Consider the following 18,313-nt stretch of genomic DNA (forward strand, 5'->3'; position numbering starts at 1 on the left):
TTCGCATTGTCTAGACCAATTTGCCCCCGCCGTGCCAGATCCGTGCCAGAAGGCCAGGACGCGGTCGTTGACGGGTCCCTCAGCTGCCGGTTCGGACGGAGTCGGCGAAGGCGAGCAGGCGCTCGTTGACGGCGTCGGGCCGGTCGACGTGGGCGGTGTGGCCGGCGCCTTCGAAGACGGTGGAGGTCGCCTTGGGGTTGAGGGCGGCGGTGGCAGCGGCGTGCTCGGCGGGCCAGAACTGGCTCTCGGCGCCGGCGGTGATCAGGACGGGGACCTCGGCGCGGGCGACGGTGTCGCGCCAGTCCTGGCGGGAGTGGTCGAGCAGGAGCGGGTAGGTGTCGGGGGTGATCAGGCTCTCGGCGCCGCGCCCGCCGGCGGCCTTGATGGCGGCGTCGAGCTCGACGGGGTCAGGCCAGGCGCGGCCGTGGCCGGTGGCGAACGCCTCGGGGGTGGTGAAGAAGGTGCCGAGGCTCTCGTCGGTGAGGCCGTAGAAGCCGTAGGGCCAGTCAGGGGTGTTGACCATCTTCGGGGTCTGGTCGACGGTGGCGATTCCGGCAAGGCGTTCGGTGCCGCAGAGGCTGACGTACGCCCAGATGGTGTTGGCGCCCATCGACTGGCCGACGATCACCACGTCCCGAAGGTCGAGGGAGGTGAGCAGGTCGTCGACGTCCTTGCCGTGGCGGGACATGCGCTGGCCCCAGGCGGGGCGGTCGGACCGGCCGTGCCAGCGGCGGTCCAGGGAGATCACCCGGTAGCCGGCCCCTCGCAACGGGGCCCACTGCAGGGCCCAGTCGTCGGCGGGCGCGCCGTAGCCGGAGATGAGCAGGACCGGTTGGCCGTCGCCCTCGTCGTAATAGTGCAGGGAGACGCCGTCGTTGGTGGTGATCCTGGGCACGGGGGGCTCCTGGCCGGGGAGGGGTAGGGACTGGTTCATCGTCGGGGCGCCAGGCGGGAGGCAGACGGCGGCACGCGCGGGCCTCACCCGCTCGGACGTCTTCGGAGGCGCCGGTTTCCGCCCCCGCCTTTCCGCTGCCTGCCCTCGTCGGCCGAGGCGCCGCCAGCGAATTCGGGCGAACGGAGCAGCCCGAGCGCTGGTACGCCTCCTCGCGGTTGCACCACGTGCGGCCCGGTCCGCTCCCTTGGGCCGGCCACCTGTTCGGCCTCACCCGGGGCAATCTGGTCACCCAGATCGCGGGCGGCGTGATCGAGCAGTTCGAGCAGCAGTACGCCCGCTGACCTGCTCCCGCTCGTGCCGCCTCCGCCGAGTCACCGCTCGGAGGGGGCGGCACCTGGTGTGCTCACGACCGGCTTCCGCTTCCGGTCGCCTGGAGGTGGCGCACGGCCCACCACAGGGTGAGGGCGTCCTCGGTGTGGGCGGGGTCGAGGCCGGTGGCGGCGGTGAGGCCGCGGATGCGGTAGCGCAGGGTGTTGGGGTGGACGAAGAGGGCGGCGGCGGCCTGGTCGGCGTTGGCGTCGGTGGCGAGGTAGGCGTCGACGGTGCGTACCAGGGTGGTGCGGCGTTCGCCCGTGGTGTGGCCGAAGCACCGTTCGACGAGTTGCTCGCCTACCGACGGAAGGGCCAGCACGGCCAGGTGGAGCGGGAGTTCGCCGGTTCGCACGCACCGGTGGAGGTCGAAGGCGACGGCCAGTTCGTCGGAGCGTTCGGCCTCGGCCAGTGACTCACGGAGCTGGGCCAGCGGGCGCGCCGAGCCCAGGCCCACCGGCAGGGTCATGCGGGCCGGGAGCGGACGGGTGGTCAGGCCGATGACGCGGTCGGTGCCCGGCTCGGCCAGCAGCGCGGCGGTGTGCGGGCGCAGGGCCCGTTCCACGGCGGCGATCGTGCGGCCCTTCCCCGGCCGGGCGTGGCAGACGTGGTACTCGGTGCGCAGGTCGAGGCCCAGCGCCGTGGCGGCCGTCGCCAGGTACTCAGTGGGCAGGTCGCCGGTGAGCAACTGCCGCAGCAGCAGGGTGCGGTGTTCCTGCGCGGCCTGGGCCTTCTCCAGCTCCCGCTCCCGGTGCCCCTGGACCACCGCCGCCGACAGCCGGTCGCAGCCGGCCCAGAAGTCCCGGGCCAGGTCCAGCCCGACCTGCGGGGCGTCTGCGCGCCGGATCTGTTCGTAGAGGGCGTCGAAGGCACGCCGGGTGGTCAGCCGGAACGCCTCCAGCAGCGGCTCCAGCCCGACGCCCTGCTCGGCGCGCAGGGCGCCGAAGGCGGCGAACTGTGCCTGCTCGGCGGCGGTGGCGTCGCGCTCCTCGCGCAGGAACGCCATGACCGGTTCCAGCACGGCGAGAAGTTCGGTGCGCACCTGGCCGGTGTCGTGCCCGTGGTAGGCCGGGACCTCGCGGACGACGGTGACGGCAGCGTCCGCCGCGATGTCCTCCAGCGACAGTGCCGCCAGGACGCGTCCGCGTTGCTCGCGGGCGGGCGACTCGGCTTCTTTGTTCACACGGACAATTCTGGCCCTGGCGCTGCTGTCCCGCGCACCATGGCCGCCGCCGCGCCGCCTGGGCAGGGTGGAAGCAACCCCCGAACCGCTCTCGCCAAGGAGCCGCCCGCCGTGCGCCGCCCCAGCCGTCTCGCCGCAGTGCCGTGGGACCGTACGGTCCGCAGCGCGGTCGCGATCACGGCGGCGCTGGTCGGCGCGCACGCGCTGGTCGGTCCGGCCGGGGTGCCGGTGGCCGTGGCGGGCGCGGTGTGCAGCGTCAACGGCGATCACAGCGGACCGGTGCGCGAACGCGCGGCCCGGTTCGCCGCGATCCTGCTCGGGGGAGCTGCGGGACTGCTGCTCGGCCACGCCGCGCCCACGCCCGGTTGGGGCCAGGTGGCGTGCATGGTCGTGGCCGCCCTGATCGCGGGACTGGTCGGCAGTGCCCGGCCCGCCGACCAACTGTTCGGCCTCAAGCTGATGGTGCTGACCGCCATCGGGATGGGGCTCGGCCACGGACTGGGCACCGCCCGCACCATGGGGCTGTACGGCCTCGGGTGCGCGCCGATGGGCCTGTTGCTCGCCGTCGCCTGGTGCCGCCGTGGCTTCGGCGGACCCCGCTTCGTTCGGGTACCGGTGTCGGGCCCACCGCGCTGGGACACGGCTCTTCGGCTGCCGCTGTGCGTCGGTTCGGCCGCCGTCCTGGCGGAGGTACTGCGGCCTGAGCACGCCTTCTGGCTGCCGCTGACCGCCGCGCTGGCGTTCCGGCCGGCCGATGCATCGGTGCTGAGGCGGGTGGGCGACCGGGTGGCCGGGACGGTCCTGGGCGTGCTCGCCGCCGTCATAGCCGCCCATGCGCTGTCGGGCTGGGCTCTGGTGGCGCTCGCCGCCCTGGTGGGCGCGGTCTTCCCCGGCGCCACCGACCGCTCGTACGCCCTGCACACCGCCCTGGCGAGCGTCATCGTCCTGGTCCTGGCCGTGCCCGGCCCGCCCTCGGAGGGCCGGGTGATCACCGCCCGGCTCACCGACACCCTCATCGCCTGCGCGGTCGCCGTCGCCGTGGGACACCCCTGGCGCCGCCGACCGGCCCTCTGACCCCTTCCACCTACCAGCCCTTTCCGGAGGCAGCCATGCCGCGCTTCGTCGCGAGCGACAACACCGCCCTGCACTACTACGACGAGGGAGCCGGCCGCCCGGTCGTGCTGATCGCCGGTTACGGCGCGCCTGCCGACAGCTGGGCCCTGCAGTGGGCCGCCCTGCGCGCGGCCGGCCACCGGGTCATCTCCTTCGACCGCCGCTGGCACGGCCGGTCCGACCAGCCCGCCCACGGCCACCGCATCGCCCGCCACGGCAAGGACCTGCACGACCTCCTCGCCCACCTCGACCTCGACGACGTGACGGTGGTCGGGGCCTCGATGGGCGCCAGCACCATCTGGGCCTACGTCAGCCTCTTCGGCTGCGAGCGCCTCGCCGGGATCGTCACCGTCGACCAGACCCCGAAGATGATCAACAACCCTGGCTGGCCGTACGGCTTCTACGGCCTCGCCTCCGACAACCTGGGCACCTTCTTCCAGCACCCGAACGCCGTCAACACCGGTCACGGCCGCACCTGGCCCGAGCCGGCAGCCACCGACGCGGCGATCCGCCGGGCCGGCGGCGTGGGCATGAGCCGCCTGATCACCCCTGACACCTACCCTCTGCTGTTCGACCACGCCTGCCAGGACTGGCGCGACACCGTCGCCGGCATCACCGTGCCCGCGCTCATCGTGGCCGGCGCCGACAGCCAGTTCTGGCCCAGCGAACACGCCAGCGCCACCGCCATGTTGAGCCCGCTCGCCCGCGCCGCCGTGGTCCCCGGCGCCGGACACCCCGCCCACCTCGACCAGCCCGACACGGTCGCCCGGCTCATCGTCGAGTTCGCCGCGCAGGCCGCCTGACGCCCTGCGCCCCCGTCAGCCCGGCCCGCGGAGTCCCCCACCGCGGGACGGGTGCTCTTCGTGCCCGCTCAACTCCATTTGGAGGCCAGGTTGTTCACTTTCCCCAGCCCTGGCGGCATTCGGGTCCACGTCCGCACCTGGGCACCGGACGGCGTGCCCCGTGCCGTCGTCCAGATCGCCCACGGCATGGGCGAGCACAGCGGCCGGTACGCCCCCCTCGCTGATGTGCTCACCGCCGAGGGGTGCGCCGTCTACGTGGGCGACCACCGTGGCCACGGCCTGACCATGCATGCCGGCAAAGGCCGCCTCGGGGACAACGGCTGGAACGAACTCGTCGCCGACCTCGCCCGCACTACCGCGATCGTCGAGCGCCGCCACCCCGGAGTCCCGGTGGTCCTGCTCGGCCACAGCCTGGGCTCCTTCGCCGCCCAACAGTACGCCCTGGACCACTCCGTCCGCCTCGACGGCCTCGCGCTGTTCGGTACCACCGCGCTCGACCACCTCGCGCGCACCGAATCCGGCCTCGGTCCGCAACTTCTCACAGCCTTCAACCGGTCCTTCCAGCCGTCCCGCACCCCGGCCGACTGGCTCAGCCGCGATCCTGCTGCCATCGACGACTACCTCGCCGACCCACTGTGCGGGTTTGGCCTCGACACCGCCGGGTTCAACGCCCTTGCCGCTGCTGCACCCCGCCTCGCCGACCCTTCCCAGGTGCGTCCCGACCTGCCGGTGGCCGTCTTCGCCGGTGAGGCCGACCCCATGAGCACCGGTCTGCTTCCCGCCGACCTGATCGCCCACCGCTACCGCAACGCGGGCCTGGCCGACGTCACGCACCACAGCTACCCCGGCGCCCGCCACGACCTCCTCCACGAGACCAACCGTGACGAGGTCACCGCCGACCTGCTGACCTGGCTCAAGCGCGTCACCGCCTGATCCGGCGCGGCCTCGGCCACGAACGCCGAAGGCCCGGCCCCCAGTCGGGGCCGGGCCGATTCGGTCGTCGCTGCGTCAGCGGCTGCGGATCGCACCGTCCGCGCGCAGGTCCGCGAGCGTCGGGTAGCCGTCGACGGCCATGATCAGGTCGGCCTCGGCGAGTAGCGAGCGCAGCACGTGCACGATGCCGTCCACGCCGCCGACCGCGAGGCCGTAGGCGTACGGGCGGCCGACGCCGACCGCCGTGGCGCCTAGGGCGAGCGCCTTGATCACGTCTGCGCCGGTGCGGATGCCGGAGTCGAACAGCACTGGCAGCCCGTCCGCAGCCTCCACTACGCCGGGCAGCAGGTCGATCGCCGCCAGCCCGCCGTTGGCCTGTCGACCGCCGTGGTTGGAGCAGTAGATGCCGTCCACGCCGCCGTCCTTCGCCCGGCGGGCGTCCTCCGGGTGGCAGATGCCCTTGAGGATGATCGGCAGGTCGGTGATCGAGCGCAGCCAGGGCAGATCGTCCCAGGTCAGCGGGTTGCCGAAGACCCGCACCCACTCGTACACGGCTGCGCGTGGGTCCTCCTCGGGCGTCCTGGCGAGGCGGGCCCGGAAGACCGGGTCGGAGGTGTAGTTCGCCAGCGCGTGCCCGCGCAACTGGGGGAAGTTGCTGGCACCGAGGTCACGCGGGCGCCAGCCGGTGATCCAGGTGTCCAGGGTGACCACGATGCCCTTGAAGCCGGCCGCCTCGGCCCGGTGGACGAGGCTCTCGGCGAGCGCCCGGTCGGTGGGGGTGTAGAGCTGGAAGAAGCCGGGGGTGTCGCCGAACTCGGCGGCGACCTGCTCCATCGGGTCGACCGTCAGGGTCGAGGCCACCATGGGCACGCCCGTCCTCGCCGCCGCGCGGGCGGTGGCGAGGTCGCCGTGCCCGTCCTGCGCGCACAGGCCGATCACCCCGACCGGCGCCATGAACAGCGGCGACGGCAGCTTCAGGCCGAACAGGTCCACGGACATGTCCCGCTTCGTGGCGCCGACCATCATCCGCGGCACCAGGCCGTACCGCTCGAAGGCGGTGACGTTGGCCCGCTGGGTGAGCTCGTCCCCGGCACCGCCGGCGACGTAGGAGAGGACGGACGGCGGCAGCGCCGCCTGCGCCCGCGCCTCCAGTTCGGCGAAGTTCATCGGCATGGTGGGGAGCACGCCGGAGAGCCCGTCGAAGTAGATCTCGTTCTGGAAGTCCCCGTACTGGCCCCTGGAGTTCACGTCCATCGTGATCGCCTTCCTTCCGCACGCCGCCCGACCTGGGACCTTCCCGGGGGCGACACCTCCCACCGTGCCAACCGGGGAGGACGGCGGCCATGTCCCCGGGACCAGCAGACGCCTGCCCGGACTTGTCGCGGCGAACAGGTCCGGTGCCGTTGCCGGAGCCGGCCCGCACGGAGATCCCGCAGTCGCGGAGTGCGGGCGGCGTCCCGTCGCCGGGAGCGCATTGCCCCGATCGGCCCAGTGGTGCTTCGGCGGCCCGATCGTCGAGGGGCCCCTCCAGGGGCAGGGCATCCGCAGCCTCGGCGGCCGTGACGCGGCGATTGCGGCCGGAGGGTTGTTCCCGGCGACAGATTTCGTCGGGACAGTGCTGTCGGGCGCTCCACAGCGCCGGCGCCAACCTGTCCGCCGCCGTCGCCCTGGCCTTCCGCGACCGGCACCGCCCGCTCGCCGCCCAACTCCTCGCCTACCCGGCCACCGACTTCGACGGGGACTTCCCCAGCCACACGGAGAACGCCACAGGCTACCTGCTCACGCGGGAGGCCCTGACCGACTTCAAGTACCTGTACGCCGGCGACGACCCCGCCGTCCGCACCCTGCCCAGGTCTCCCCGCTGCGCGCCGCGAGCCACGCCGGACTCGCGCCCGCGATCATCGGCACCGCGCGGTTCGACCCGGTGCGCGACGAGGGCGTCGCGTACGGCGAGGCCCTGCGTGCGGCCGGCGTCGACGTGTTCAGCCGCACCTACGACGGACTGATCCACGCCTTCCTCGGGCTCTTCCCCCTGTCGCCCGCCGCCGACGCCGCCTTCGGCGAGCTGTGCGCCCAGCTCAAAGCGCCTTGCGGACCAGGCTGGTTGATGGCAGCGGAAGGTGTCGGACGAACCCGGTCAGCCGAAGCTGTCCGGGCTCGTCCTGGTGCGGGCGGTCACGCCTCGCGGGCCTGCGCCGTGGTGTCGGAGGCCATTCGCTTGCGGCGGGCGCTGCGGATGTCGACGACGGCGGCGCTGATGCCGTCGGAGATCTTGGTCTGCTGCTCCTCGGTGGAGTGCTGGTAGATCAGTGCGGCGCGGGGGGAGTTGTGGCCCATGAAGGCCATGAGGTCTCGGAGGCTGGCGCCGGTGCTGGCGGCGAGGACGTTGCCGGTGTGGCGGAGGTCGTAGAAGCGGAGGTGGTCGAGCCCAAGCTTCTTGCGGGCCTTGCGCCACTTGCGGCCGAAGGTCGAGCGGCGGAAGGGGGCTCCGCGTTCGCCGACGAAGAGCAGGCCGTCGTCGCCGTCCTGGGCGTACCAGCGCAGGTGCCGCTCGAACTCGGGGAGGAGCTCGGGTGGGATCCGGAGGGCCCGCTTGCCGGCCTCGGACTTGGGGTCGCCCACGGCCCGTTCTCCGGTGCAGAGTTCGGGGGCCGCGCGGCGGATCCACACGACTCCCTTCTCCAGGTCGACGTCACGGCACCGGAGTTCGGCCTGCTCCTCAGGGCGCAGGGCCATGAAGGCGGCGATGAACACCATCAGCTGCCAGCGCGGCCCCATCAGCTCGGCGAGCTGGAGCACCTGCTCGATGGTCGCGTGAGGGCGCTCGGCGGCCACCTCCTTGCCGCCGCCCTTGACGCGGCAGGGGTTGCGGCGGATCAGCTCGTCGTCGACCGCGGTCTCCATGATCGACTTGATCAGGCGGTAGGACTTGGCGGCGGTGGTCTTGATGCCGCGCTTGCGGAGTTCGGCGCGCCAGGAGCGGACTTGGGGAGCGGTGATGTCCTTCACGTCGGACTCGCCGAACGCCGGGGCGATGTGGAGACGGAGGAGTCGGCGGTACAGCTCCTCGGTGAGCGGTGCGAGGTCGCGCTCGTCGATCCAAGCAGTCGCGTAGGTAAGGAAGTTGACGGCGCCAGCGTTGGGGTCGCGCCACTCGCCGCGGCGCATGTCCGCTTCGGTCTCGACGAGCCAGGCCTCGGCGTCGCCCTTGGTCTCGAAGGTTTCGGGCGCGTTGCGCAGGGCGCCGTCGGGGCCGGGGTAACGGGCCTGGAAGCGGCCCGAAGGGAGCTTGCGGACGGAGCCCCAACGGCGTCGGCGGCCGGAGTTGTTCGCCATCAGGCAGCCCTCCCGAAGCGCCGGCCGCCGGCGCGGACCGGCCGGATGGCGGGGACGGTGCTGGCCTCGATGTAGGCGGTGAGCACGCTCTCGGCGATGCGGACGTGGGTGCCGATCTTCACGAAGGCGATGCGGCGCTCGGCGATCAGGCGGCGGGGGAAGCGCTCGCTGGTGCCCAGGCGCTCGGCGACCTGGGCGACGGTGAGGTACTGCTCGGGCATGCGGCTCCTCGTGCGGTGGCCGATGGGCTGCAACCCGGGCCACCGCATGGCGGTGTCGTGGATGGGCGGTTGTGGAGAAAGGGGGTGTGGGCGCCGTCCGGGCAGGCGTGGGCACACGGAGGTGCGCGGCAGCTGCGGGAGGGCGTGGAACAGCGCGGGGCGCTGGTGGGGAAGCCGCCAGGTGCCCGGTGTGCGGGCGGCGGCTGAGGAGGGCCGTCAGATCGGTCTGGGTGCTCCGAGGGCGAACGCCGAAGGGGCCGGCCGTGGTGAAGGCCTGGTCGCCGTGCGGGGAGCGGTGGTGGTGCGGCGCTCGGTGGGCGGCACGCGGTTCCTTCCTCGGTGGCTGGTGGGCTGCAACCCTGCACCGGGGTCGATCGTCGTGGATGGGCGGTTCGCGCGGTTGGTGGCCGCGTGGGGTGTGACGTTAGCTCTGCTTCCCGGCCGCGCCAAGTGGCGCTTCCGTGGTGCAGTGGGGACTGTAGACGGGGTCCGGCTCGCTCCGAAGAACGATCATGGTCGCGTCGTGGATCGACTGGTGACTACTCCTGCGAGGTGGCGTCCGACGGCTGCTCGGCCTGCTGGAAGGCCGGGTAGCGCAGGAAGACCATGGGGCTCTCCCGGACGGGGCCGCGGCGGCGGTTCTCCTCGGCGATGGCGCGGGCGATGCGGTCGTTCAGCTCCCCGGCGTGCTGGGGGAACATCGCGTTGTACTGGTCGACGAGCTTGAAGGCCTCGCCGGTGCTCTTCATCAGATCGAGCAGCCTGCGGTACATGTCGAGCACGACGTCGGTGACATCGGCGATGTGCTTGTTGGAGGAGGACTCGGGCGGGCCGAGGAACTCTTCCAGGGGGAGGCCGAAGACCTTGGCGAAGCCGATCGCCTCGTCGAGGTTGATCCGGCGGCGGGGCTCGCCGCTCTCGATCCGCCAGACGGAGGACTGGTTCATCGGGTAGCCGGCCGCGGTCATCCGCTTCGCGAGTTCGCCGGTGCTCCACCCCAGGTACTCGCGCTCCAGGCGGACCCGTTCGGCGGCGTGTTCCTCGCTCAGGGCGGGGGTCGGCAGTGGGCTTTCCGGCGGGGCCGGCTGTTCGGACATTCGATTCACCTCGCATCGAGTAGTGATGGTATTTGCATGGGAGCCTGGTCGACTATAGGGTGATCCATAGAGGATCGCAAGTCGATGCAATGTGCATCGTCTGCCGTCGCCGCTCGCGGAGACGGCGAAGGCCCCCGGCGCTACCAACGCCGAGGGCCTGAAAGGTCCCCAAAACCGCCCATCCACGACGATCGACCCCGGTGCAGGGTTGCAGCCCGAGCGCACCGAGGAAGGAACCTGCGTGCTCCAGCGTACGGTGTTGCCCACCGCCGACGCAGCCGTCCGGCTCAGCCCCCTTGTCGCCTCCCGGCCCCGCGTCACCGTCTGGGACCGCCTCGCCGTCGCCCTGATCGGCCTGGCCGGCTTCGCCCTGTCCTTCGACGCCCTCCAGCAGATGGCCGTCGCCATCCACGTGCGCGGCCCGCTGACGTACGTCTTCCCGTTCACCCTCGACGGGTTCATCGCCTACGGCGTGCGCGCCCTGCTCGTCCTGCGCGCCGCCCCCTGGACCGCCCGCGCCTACGCCTGGCTGCTGTTCGCCGGTGCCACGGGCGCGAGCGTGTGGGCCAACGCCCTGCACGCCGTGCGCCTCAACCACGTGCTCGACGGAGCCGGTCAGCTCCGGCTCGGGGACACGGCGGTCGGCGTGCTGGCCACGCTCTCGCCGATCGCCCTCGGCGGGGCGGTCCACCTCTACATCCTCATCGCCCGGCACATCCCCGAGCAGCCAGCCACTGACGGCGGACCGTCCGGCTGGACTTCTGCCGACCCCGTGCCGTCGGCCGCCCACGAGCCGGACGGGACGGCAACGGCCGGTCCGGTTCCGGGGCCCCACGATGCCGACGACCACCCGTCCGCCGGGGACGGTGACGGTCAGGGGACCGGGTCGGCAGAACTGCCGGACGCTGAAGAGCCGGAGGACGACCACCCCGCTGACGAGGGCGAAGAGGTCCGGACGCGGCGGACCGGGCGGCCTCCGGGTGCGTCGATGGACCAGCTGCTGAAGGTCAGCCGTCCGGCGGTCCGGGCGCATGGCCGTCCCAGCCGTCCGGTCGTCGAGCGCGCGGTCCGCGAGGCCAACCTGCCGCTCGGCAGTACGCGCTTCACGGTCCTGATGGACGAGCTCCGCAAGGAGTTCCCGGAGGACCAGGCCCGCCCGCACCCGCGGGTCGACTGACCGGAACGGGGTGACCGACCGGACCGGTCCGGTCGGTCACCCCGACTTCTGCCGATGCGCAGAAGTCCCCCGCCCATCGGTCCCGCCCACGGTCGATGTCCGACCCGGGCGGGACCGGCCTCTCTCGTTCCACCGGCCGAGTGGTCCCCGATACCGAGGGGCCGCCGTCCGGTACCACCGATGTCCGGCACCGCCAAGCCGGACCGCACGCGGACACTGGCTCCGCCCTGCACATCTCCCCACCCGAGGAGCATCTTCTGACCGACTTCCGACCCGCAGCCTGCCCGCACCCGGCAGGTGACATGGACCCCGTCGACCGCAACGGCGTCGACCACCCCCAGACCAACAGCGGAGCAAGCGAGTGCATCCGGACCCCTGATCGGGGCCCGGATGCGAACGCCCCCGCCCAGGAGGGCGTGGGCGAGGCGGTGTTGCCGAGCGCGAGGGCGCGCCCGGCAACACCGCAGGAGCACCGCGAGGGCGCGGCACTCCAGGAGAAACCCACCGCTGCTGGCGCTGCCGCCGTCCACCCTGCTGACCGTGCCGACGCGCGCCGCAAGCCCAAGCGCCGCCGCCGTGACGACGAGAACCCGAAGCACACCAAGGTCTCGTTCCGCGTCAGCCCCGCAGCGAAGACCGAGATCGAGAGCCGGGCGAAGGCCGCAGGGCTGACCGTCGCGCACTACCTGTTCCGCAAGGCCTTCTCCGAAGACGGCGTCGGCCTCGGCGGCCGGGACGCGAGCCTGGACGCGGCCGTCGACGAACTCAGGGCAATCCGCCGCCAGCAGGCCGGCGCGATGAACAACCTCAACCAGCTCACCCACGTCTACCACTCGGGCGCCAGCGTGCAGCCCGCCGCGGTCCAGGACGCCGCCACCGCCGTCCAAGGCGCCTTCGAAGCGGGGCTGCGAGCCGTCGCCGGAGTCGACTCCGCCGCGATGCGGCTGGCGAAGGCGAAGCACGGTTGATCAGCAAGGCCGTCCACGGCAACGACACTCTCGGTGCGCTTCGCTACCTGTTCGGGCCCGGCAAGGCGAACGAGCACACCGACCCGCACATCGTCGCCTCCTGGGACGGCTTCGTCCCCGACCCAGGCCGCGACCCGGCAGCCACCCTCGAACAGCTCCGGGACGCCCTCGACCTCCACGTCGTTCAGTGCGGAAGGAAGATCAACAACCACGTCTACCACCGCATGGTCCGCGCCGACCCCGGCGACCGCATCCTCGGTGACGACGACTGGGCGGCCATCGCCCGCCGCGTCATGTCCGTCGCCGGCATCGCCCCGGACGGCGACGAGGACGCCTGCCGCTGGGTCGCCGTGCGCCACGCCGACGACCACGTCCACATCCTCGCCACCATGGTGCGGGCGGACCTCACCCAGGCCCGCCTGCGCGGTGACCAGTACCGCGTCGAGGCCGAACTCACCAAGATCGAGCGCCAGTACGGGCTCAAGGACCTCTCCGACACCCGCACCCGCGCATACCGCGACGCGATCCCCAAGCGCGCCAAGGGCTCCGAACTGCGCAAGGCCCAGCGCCTCGGCCGAGACGAAACCGACCGCGACCGCCTGCGCACCGCCGTCCGCCAGGCACTCGCCGGGGCCGCGGACGAGGAGGAGTTCACCGCCCGGCTCGCCGCGAAGGGCGTGCTCCTCGGCGTGCGCCGCGCGCCGTCCGGCGACGTGACCGGCTACAAGTTCGCCCTCCCCACGGGCGACGAGAGCGGGCCAGTCTGGTTCTCCGGCAGCAAGCTCGCCGCCGACCTCACCCAACCCCAGATCCAAGCGCGCTTCGGCCTCGGCATCGACCGGCCCACCCACCCCGCACCCGATCCACGCGATCGGCCCGCCGCCGGCCGCCACCGGGCCAGCACCACCGTCGAACGCGCCTACCCGGCGTTCGACGACGAGCAGGACGCCGCCCGGGCGGAGGCGGTGATCCGGGGCGGCCTCGAAGTCCTCGACGCGCTCGCCACCACCAGCCCGACCCTCAGCAGGAAGGAGATCCACCAGGCCGCACGGGCCCTGGAGTACACCCGCATCGCCCACACCCGCGCTGCTGGCGCCGACCTGCGCGCGATGCGCTCCGCCGCCCGCGAAGTCCTCTACGCCGGACCCGCCGCTGGCCGCGGCGAGGACGGCACGGCCGCCGCTACGATCCTGACCAGCCTCGTCCTGTTCGCGATCGTGATCGCTAAGTGGCACGCCGCCCGGGGCCACCGCCATCAGGCCGAAGCCGCCCGCACAGCGGCGGGACACCTGCGCGCTGCCTACGCCCGGCACGCGGCCAAGCCGCTCGCCCACCTCGACCTCGAAGGCCGGCACCTACCCGCCGGGGTCCGGAACCGGCAGGAATCGGTTCTCCGCCGCGCCCTGCCAGCCGACCAGGCCGCCCGCCTGCTCGCCGAGGACGGCTGGGCGGCGCTCGCCGCCACCCTCGCCGAAGCCGAAGCAGCGGGCCACGACCCCAACGCCTTGCTTACCCAGGCGGCCGGGCGGCGCGAACTCGCTACCGCCGACTCACCCGCCGCGGTCCTCACCTGGCGGATCCGCCGCGACGCCCGCCTTCCCGCACCCGCGCCGACCGTTACCCAGGAGGAACTGCGCACCGCTGCGGCCCGCTCCAGGAGCACCACCGGCCACCCCACCGCTCCCACGGTGACTGTGCAGCCGCCCAGGCCGCCGGCACCGCCCGCACCCGGTGCGGGCCGCCCCAGGCGGTAACCGCCCGCCCGTACCGGGCTCTTGCCCACCGCCGCACCGGTGCGGGCACATCTTCGCGCGCCCGCACCGGCCAACCCACACCTCTACCCCTTCAAGGAGTCATGTGAAGGTCCACCCCCTCACCACCATGTTCCCGACCATGAGCGAGGCCGAACTGCTCGACCTCGCCCAGGGCATCAAGGAAGACGGCCAGTACGAGCCGATTTTGCTCGACGCGGACGGCGTCCTGCTGGACGGCCGCAACCGCCTCGCCGCCTGCAAGCTCGCCGGCGTCGAACCCCGCTTCGCCACCTACAAGGGCGATGCCCCCGCCGCCGACGTGGCCTGGTCGTCCAACGTCCTACGCCGCCACCTCACCCAGGGCCAGCGCGCCATGATCGTCGCCATGGGGCGTTCAGCCACGAAATCTTCCGCGCGAGCCGACGCCGCCACCTACGGCATAAGCCCTGCCCGTATATCCCTCGCCACCACGGTGATCAAGCACGCCCCGAGCCTCGCCCATCCGGTCGTCGCCGGCGCGATGAGCCTGGACGCCGCCTACGAGCTGGCCCGCAGGAACAAGGCCGCCGCCAAGGCTCTGGACGCCCAGTGCACCCTCCTGCGTGACCAGGCCCCCGACCTCGCCGAGCGCGTCACCGAGGGCGACCTCGACCTGCCCGCGGCACTCGCTGAACTTGAGCGCCGCCAGGAGGAGGAACGGCTTCGCGCGCAGGTCGAGCAGGCGGACGTCATCCGCGCCGCCGACGGCGACACCCAGCCTGCCTTCGCCCAACTGGTCGAGGACGGCGTCATCGACTGGCCCGAGGCCGCCCAGCGCGCCGACCACTTCCACACCCAGCGCCAGGAAGCCGTCCAGCGCTCCCAGCAGGCAGTCCACCTGATCGCCGACCACTGGGCCACCATCCGCAGCCTCGCCCTCCGGCCCGACAGCGCCTTCACCCGGGAGGTCCTCGACGGCCTGGTGCCCGAGGCGCAGGCCCTCGCCGAGCACCTTCTCGCCCGCGAAGCCGGCATTTCGCTCACCGGGCGAGGCTGACCCGCCGCCCGGCACGAGGCTTCCCCGGAGAATCCGCAGTGGCTTTCCGGGAAAAGCCCCTCGGATTTTCCGAGAAAGGACAGTCGAGGCGACCCTCAACTTGCTTGCTGCGCAGTCGTGATGTCGATCCGATGTCGTTCTCCGGTGACCGGGAACCATCCGGCCACGGGTCGGCTTGTGGTGCTTGCATCCGACACGAAGGGCACCGCACTTGACCAATCCCGCCGACGCCGGCCACAACGTCGTCCTCGCCGTTCCCCACCCCGCACCCCTCAACCCCCGCGGCATCACCATCACCTGCACCATGTGCGAAGCCGCCCGCGACTGGCTGTTGATCCACGTCCGGCCCGACCTGGTCTTCGTCCGCTGCCGCTGCACCCACGAATGGCGCGAGCACGACCTTGGCGCCGCCAACGGCACCGTGGCCCGAGGCGCCGACGGGGACGAGCGGGAGTGGGAGACGTTCGAGCAGATGTACCGCGGACTCGGCTTCGACGGGCTGCTCGCCGGCACGGTGTGGAACCTGAGCTGACCGGTGATGGGGCCGCCACCGACCGGTGGCGGCCCTTCCCTTTCGGAGGGGAGTTTCGACGTGTCAACTTCCCTGCGAACATTGGCCGCAGCGTGTGATCGTGATCGCTCGTGATCCTTCGATTTTCCGGCCGTATGTGTGCTACGTTCCGTAGTCCAATCGAAAATAGGCGACCCCGGCAGCGCGCCAACGCTCCGGGGTCCGGCAACAGGAGCTATCACTCCCGATGCGTGTCCATCGTAGCGCCCACGTGCGCAACTTCACCGTGCTGCCCAATGCTGTCCTGCAGTATCGACGGCTCTCCTACACCGCCCGCGGTCTGCTCGCGGACCTCCTCTCCCGCCCCGACGGCTGGCGCGAGGACGGTCGGCACATGGCCGACACCAGCCCCCAGGGGCGCGGCTCCATCCGCAAGGCCCTGAAGGAGCTGGCCGAGGCGGGCTTCTACCGGGTCGAGAAGATCCGCATGGCCGACGGCACAATCGTCACCGAGACCCACGTCTACGACACCCCGCAGCTCACGGTGCTGCCGGGTGTCACCCGTCCGGTCTCCGGTGAAGCGACCACCGGCGGTGCTGACGTCCTTCCAAAGGACCGGGTGAAAGAACCCTCCCTCCCCGCCGAGCGGACCGTCGAGCCGGTCCTCGCCGACGAGCCGCAGGCGAGAACGGGAGGGCGGGAGGAAGACGCCGACGAGCAACTCGGCGAGGCGGTTGCCACGCTGTTCCGGGTGATCCGCCCAGAGCCGCGCCTGCGGCTCGGCCAGGTCGAAGCCGAGGAACTCGCGCCCCTCGTTGCGCAGTGGCTGGAGCGAGGTACGACCCAGGCCGACCTTGCCCAGGCCCTGCTGCCGGGCCTGCCCGCCCCGATTCACTCAGCGGTGGCGGTGCTCCGCTACCGCCTGGAGCGCAAGATGCCGCCCGTCCAGCCCGTCGCGCGGCCCGCAACGGCCCGCTACACCGAGTGCGCCAAGTGCCACGACCCCGTGCCCCAGCCGGGCATCTGCCAGGTGTGCGCAGGCCTGGGCACGCGAACGGTCGGCGTCGGCGGAGGCGAGGCCGTCACCCGTAGTGGCGCGGCCCGTGCCAGGGATGCCCTGCGCACCACCAGGACCGCTGGCCTGCACCTGGGCGACCTGGCAGCAGCCCAGTAGTGCAGCATCAGCGTCACTGAGCTGGCAACCGTCACGCCGCCATGGCCGGCAGCGCGCCCAGGCGCTCGCGGAACTCGGCGACGGCGGGCTCGGCGGCGTATGGCTTGAGGTAGCCGTCGAACTTGGTGAGGCGGCTGACGGCGCGGCCGGAGTGGACCTTGGTTTCGAGGAGGCCGAGGCCGCGGTTGGCTGCGTCGAGGGCGCCGTCGAGGTCCTTGCCGGCGAGGCGGGCGGTGGCGAGGCGGCCGGAGCGGACGGCCTGGTCGCGGGGGACGGCGTGGTCGATGGAGGAGGCGAGGGCGTTGGTGGCGCGTTCGACCTGGCCGGCGCGGAGCATGACCTTGCCCTCGGTGGAGCTGAGCTGGGCGTCGCCGTACCAGGAGAGCCAGCTGGGGAGTTGGTCGCCGCCGTTTTTGGACCAGAGGTCGTGGGCCCGGTTGAGCGCGGAGCCGGCCTTCTGGTGCTGGCCGTCGCGGGAGAGGCTCTCGGCGTGGTGGAGTTCGAGGTAGCTGCGGACGCCGGGCTGCATGGTCGAGGGAGTGTTGGCGAGCGCGGTCTCGACCTGCGCGACGCGCTCGGCGGGGTTGCCCGCGTCGGAGAGATGGACGCCCATCTCGGCGAGCAGGAAGGCCCCGAGGCCGTCGTCGCCGACGGTCTTCGCGGCGCGCAGGGCGCCGAGGTAGTACTGCTGGCCGGCTGAGCGCAGGCCGCTGTCGTAAGCCATCCAGCCGGCGATGTAGTTGACCTGGGCGGCCAGCCCGTACAGGCGGGCCTCGATGGCTTCGGTGTGGCGGCCCTGCTTGAGCAGGGTGGTGATGATCGCGAGGTCGCCGCGGGCCTGTTCGATGAGGCGGGCGCCGCCCATCTGGGCGTCCAGAGTCTGGAGGGTGGCGACACGGGCATCGAGGGTGTCGACCATGGAGTCGGTCACCTGGTCGCCGCCCAGGGCGGAGGCGAGGGCGGGCGAGGCTGAGGCCCAACTCGCGGCGACGGTGGCCATGGCGGCCCCGGTGATGGTGAGAAAGCCCCGCCGATCCATGTGACCACTCCTGACCAGTTCCACCAGTACGTCCACGGTACCGGTCTTCGTCCACGGCGCCGTGATGCCGGTCACCTCCCAGACAGGAAGCCATTGCGGCCACGGATTGGCAACCAGCGTACGGGGATTGACGCCAAGGAGGTCGGCCAGAACGTACTGGGCGTCCGGCTCGGGCTCCTGGCCCTGCTCCCACTTCCAGACCAGCGTCCGGTTGGTCGCCAGGTGGATCTTCAGCGCGGCGCCGCGATCGCGCATCATGCCCGCGAACTGGTTCTTTCCCCACCCGCGTGACTGCAACAGGTAGGTGAGCGGGTGGACCGCCAGCGTGCCTTCGACCATCTCAACCCCCGGCGTTGCAGGCCCTGTTGGTGAGCGTACTGCTACCCACCGCGACAGGGGTGCTCTCGGAGAGAAACCCCCTGGAAACGTTCCGCGACGCTCCTCCGCGCCTCGAACCTGGACTGGCCGTCGTCCGAGGAGAGCGGAGGAAAGAGGCCATGGACAGAGCAGCGAGTGCACAGCGAGGCCGCCACCGTGGCGCGCACCGCGACCCGCTGGGGGTCACGTTCACGGCGCTGTGGGGGCTGGGCAACCTCGCGGCGCTGGTGCTGCTCGGGTCCGTCGCCCAGCACCAGCTCAGCGCCGAGCAGCAGTTCGCGGCGCCACCGGCACGCGCCGTCCCGGATCGGGAGCTGACCGCCTGA

General features: G+C 72.3%; 17 protein-coding genes and 2 pseudogenes. 12 read left to right on the forward strand and 7 right to left on the reverse strand.

Translation table 11 applies throughout. The features are described from left to right. Window positions 1-79: 79 nt before the first annotated feature. Together ACIRS1_RS08495 and ACIRS1_RS08500 are read right to left on the reverse strand one after the other, a co-directional pair. Window positions 80-895 (reverse strand): alpha/beta fold hydrolase, encoded by an 816-nt coding sequence (locus tag ACIRS1_RS08495; protein ID WP_402837911.1) that lies wholly within the window; start codon window positions 893-895, stop codon window positions 80-82. A gap of 403 nt (window positions 896-1,298) precedes the next feature. Then, complete coding sequence (locus ACIRS1_RS08500) at window positions 1,299-2,447, reverse strand: helix-turn-helix domain-containing protein (protein ID WP_402837913.1); 1,149 nt, start codon at window positions 2,445-2,447, stop codon at window positions 1,299-1,301. A 111-nt stretch (window positions 2,448-2,558) separates the two neighbouring features. On the opposite strand from ACIRS1_RS08500, the gene ACIRS1_RS08505 reads away from it, so the two are divergent. The 3 genes from ACIRS1_RS08505 to ACIRS1_RS08515 all read left to right on the forward strand — a co-directional run bounded on the left by ACIRS1_RS08505 (window position 2,559) and on the right by ACIRS1_RS08515 (window position 5,296). After that, the gene (locus ACIRS1_RS08505) at window positions 2,559-3,521 is read left to right on the forward strand and encodes an FUSC family protein (protein ID WP_402837914.1); all 963 of its coding nucleotides are present in this window, start codon (window positions 2,559-2,561) and stop codon (window positions 3,519-3,521) included. 35 nt (window positions 3,522-3,556) lie between these two features. Beyond that, complete coding sequence (locus tag ACIRS1_RS08510; RefSeq protein ID WP_402837916.1) at window positions 3,557-4,363, forward strand: alpha/beta fold hydrolase; 807 nt, start codon at window positions 3,557-3,559, stop codon at window positions 4,361-4,363. A 90-nt stretch (window positions 4,364-4,453) separates the two neighbouring features. After that, on the forward strand, window positions 4,454-5,296 hold the full coding sequence (locus tag ACIRS1_RS08515) for an alpha/beta fold hydrolase (protein WP_402837918.1): 843 nt from the start codon (window positions 4,454-4,456) through the stop codon (window positions 5,294-5,296). 75 nt (window positions 5,297-5,371) lie between these two features. Here the strand turns inward: ACIRS1_RS08515 and ACIRS1_RS08520 are convergent, their stop codons facing one another. Beyond that, window positions 5,372-6,550, reverse strand: coding sequence for an alpha-hydroxy-acid oxidizing protein (locus ACIRS1_RS08520; protein ID WP_402837920.1), 1,179 nt, complete (start codon window positions 6,548-6,550; stop codon window positions 5,372-5,374). 89 nt (window positions 6,551-6,639) lie between these two features. Between ACIRS1_RS08520 and ACIRS1_RS08525 the strand changes: the two are divergent. Together ACIRS1_RS08525 and ACIRS1_RS08530 are read left to right on the forward strand one after the other, a co-directional pair. Further along, window positions 6,640-7,119, forward strand: a pseudogene (locus tag ACIRS1_RS08525) (alpha/beta hydrolase fold domain-containing protein); the annotation flags it as partial. 26 nt (window positions 7,120-7,145) lie between these two features. Next, window positions 7,146-7,304 (forward strand): annotated as a pseudogene (locus ACIRS1_RS08530) (alpha/beta hydrolase fold domain-containing protein); the annotation flags it as partial. 167 nt (window positions 7,305-7,471) lie between these two features. Here ACIRS1_RS08530 and ACIRS1_RS08535 read toward each other — a convergent pair. From ACIRS1_RS08535 to ACIRS1_RS08545, 3 genes are all read right to left on the reverse strand, one after another. Then, window positions 7,472-8,632, reverse strand: coding sequence for a tyrosine-type recombinase/integrase (locus ACIRS1_RS08535; protein WP_402837922.1), 1,161 nt, complete (start codon window positions 8,630-8,632; stop codon window positions 7,472-7,474). Continuing rightward, window positions 8,632-8,853: an excisionase family DNA-binding protein gene (locus ACIRS1_RS08540; RefSeq protein ID WP_400664770.1), complete on the reverse strand. Its 222-nt coding sequence runs from the start codon at window positions 8,851-8,853 to the stop codon at window positions 8,632-8,634. The genes ACIRS1_RS08535 and ACIRS1_RS08540 overlap by 1 nt, the downstream gene beginning before the upstream one ends. 539 nt (window positions 8,854-9,392) lie before the next feature. After that, window positions 9,393-9,950, reverse strand: coding sequence for a helix-turn-helix domain-containing protein (locus ACIRS1_RS08545; protein ID WP_402837924.1), 558 nt, complete (start codon window positions 9,948-9,950; stop codon window positions 9,393-9,395). Between the two features lie 241 nt (window positions 9,951-10,191). Between ACIRS1_RS08545 and ACIRS1_RS08550 the strand changes: the two genes are divergently transcribed. The 6 genes from ACIRS1_RS08550 to ACIRS1_RS08575 all read left to right on the forward strand — a co-directional run bounded on the left by ACIRS1_RS08550 (window position 10,192) and on the right by ACIRS1_RS08575 (window position 16,570). Then, window positions 10,192-11,127: a DUF2637 domain-containing protein gene (locus ACIRS1_RS08550; RefSeq protein ID WP_402837926.1), complete on the forward strand. Its 936-nt coding sequence runs from the start codon at window positions 10,192-10,194 to the stop codon at window positions 11,125-11,127. Window positions 11,128-11,429: 302 nt separating this feature from the next. Beyond that, window positions 11,430-12,095 carry a plasmid mobilization protein gene (locus ACIRS1_RS08555; RefSeq protein WP_402837928.1) on the forward strand — a complete coding sequence of 222 codons (666 nt, stop codon included), beginning with the start codon at window positions 11,430-11,432 and terminating at the stop codon, window positions 12,093-12,095. Beyond that, window positions 12,092-13,849: a relaxase/mobilization nuclease domain-containing protein gene (locus tag ACIRS1_RS08560; protein WP_402837930.1), complete on the forward strand. Its 1,758-nt coding sequence runs from the start codon at window positions 12,092-12,094 to the stop codon at window positions 13,847-13,849. Before ACIRS1_RS08555 ends, ACIRS1_RS08560 begins: the two co-directional genes overlap by 4 nt. A gap of 103 nt (window positions 13,850-13,952) precedes the next feature. Further along, window positions 13,953-14,885, forward strand: coding sequence for a ParB N-terminal domain-containing protein (locus ACIRS1_RS08565; protein ID WP_402837932.1), 933 nt, complete (start codon window positions 13,953-13,955; stop codon window positions 14,883-14,885). Window positions 14,886-15,096: 211 nt separating this feature from the next. Beyond that, complete coding sequence (locus ACIRS1_RS08570) at window positions 15,097-15,417, forward strand: hypothetical protein (protein ID WP_402837933.1); 321 nt, start codon at window positions 15,097-15,099, stop codon at window positions 15,415-15,417. A 226-nt stretch (window positions 15,418-15,643) separates the two neighbouring features. Next, entirely contained in the window at window positions 15,644-16,570 is a 927-nt protein-coding gene (locus tag ACIRS1_RS08575) for a hypothetical protein (protein WP_402837935.1), read from the forward strand. A gap of 31 nt (window positions 16,571-16,601) precedes the next feature. Here ACIRS1_RS08575 and ACIRS1_RS08580 read toward each other — a convergent pair whose 3' ends face one another. Continuing rightward, window positions 16,602-17,948, reverse strand: a complete 1,347-nt coding sequence (locus ACIRS1_RS08580) for a transcriptional regulator (protein ID WP_402837937.1) — start codon at window positions 17,946-17,948, stop codon at window positions 16,602-16,604. A gap of 158 nt (window positions 17,949-18,106) precedes the next feature. Between ACIRS1_RS08580 and ACIRS1_RS08585 the strand changes: the two genes are divergently transcribed. Further along, window positions 18,107-18,313, forward strand: a complete 207-nt coding sequence (locus ACIRS1_RS08585; protein WP_402837938.1) for a hypothetical protein — start codon at window positions 18,107-18,109, stop codon at window positions 18,311-18,313.

The sequence above is a fragment of the Kitasatospora sp. NPDC101176 genome, assembly GCF_044768035.1.
Taxonomy (GTDB): domain Bacteria; phylum Actinomycetota; class Actinomycetes; order Streptomycetales; family Streptomycetaceae; genus Kitasatospora.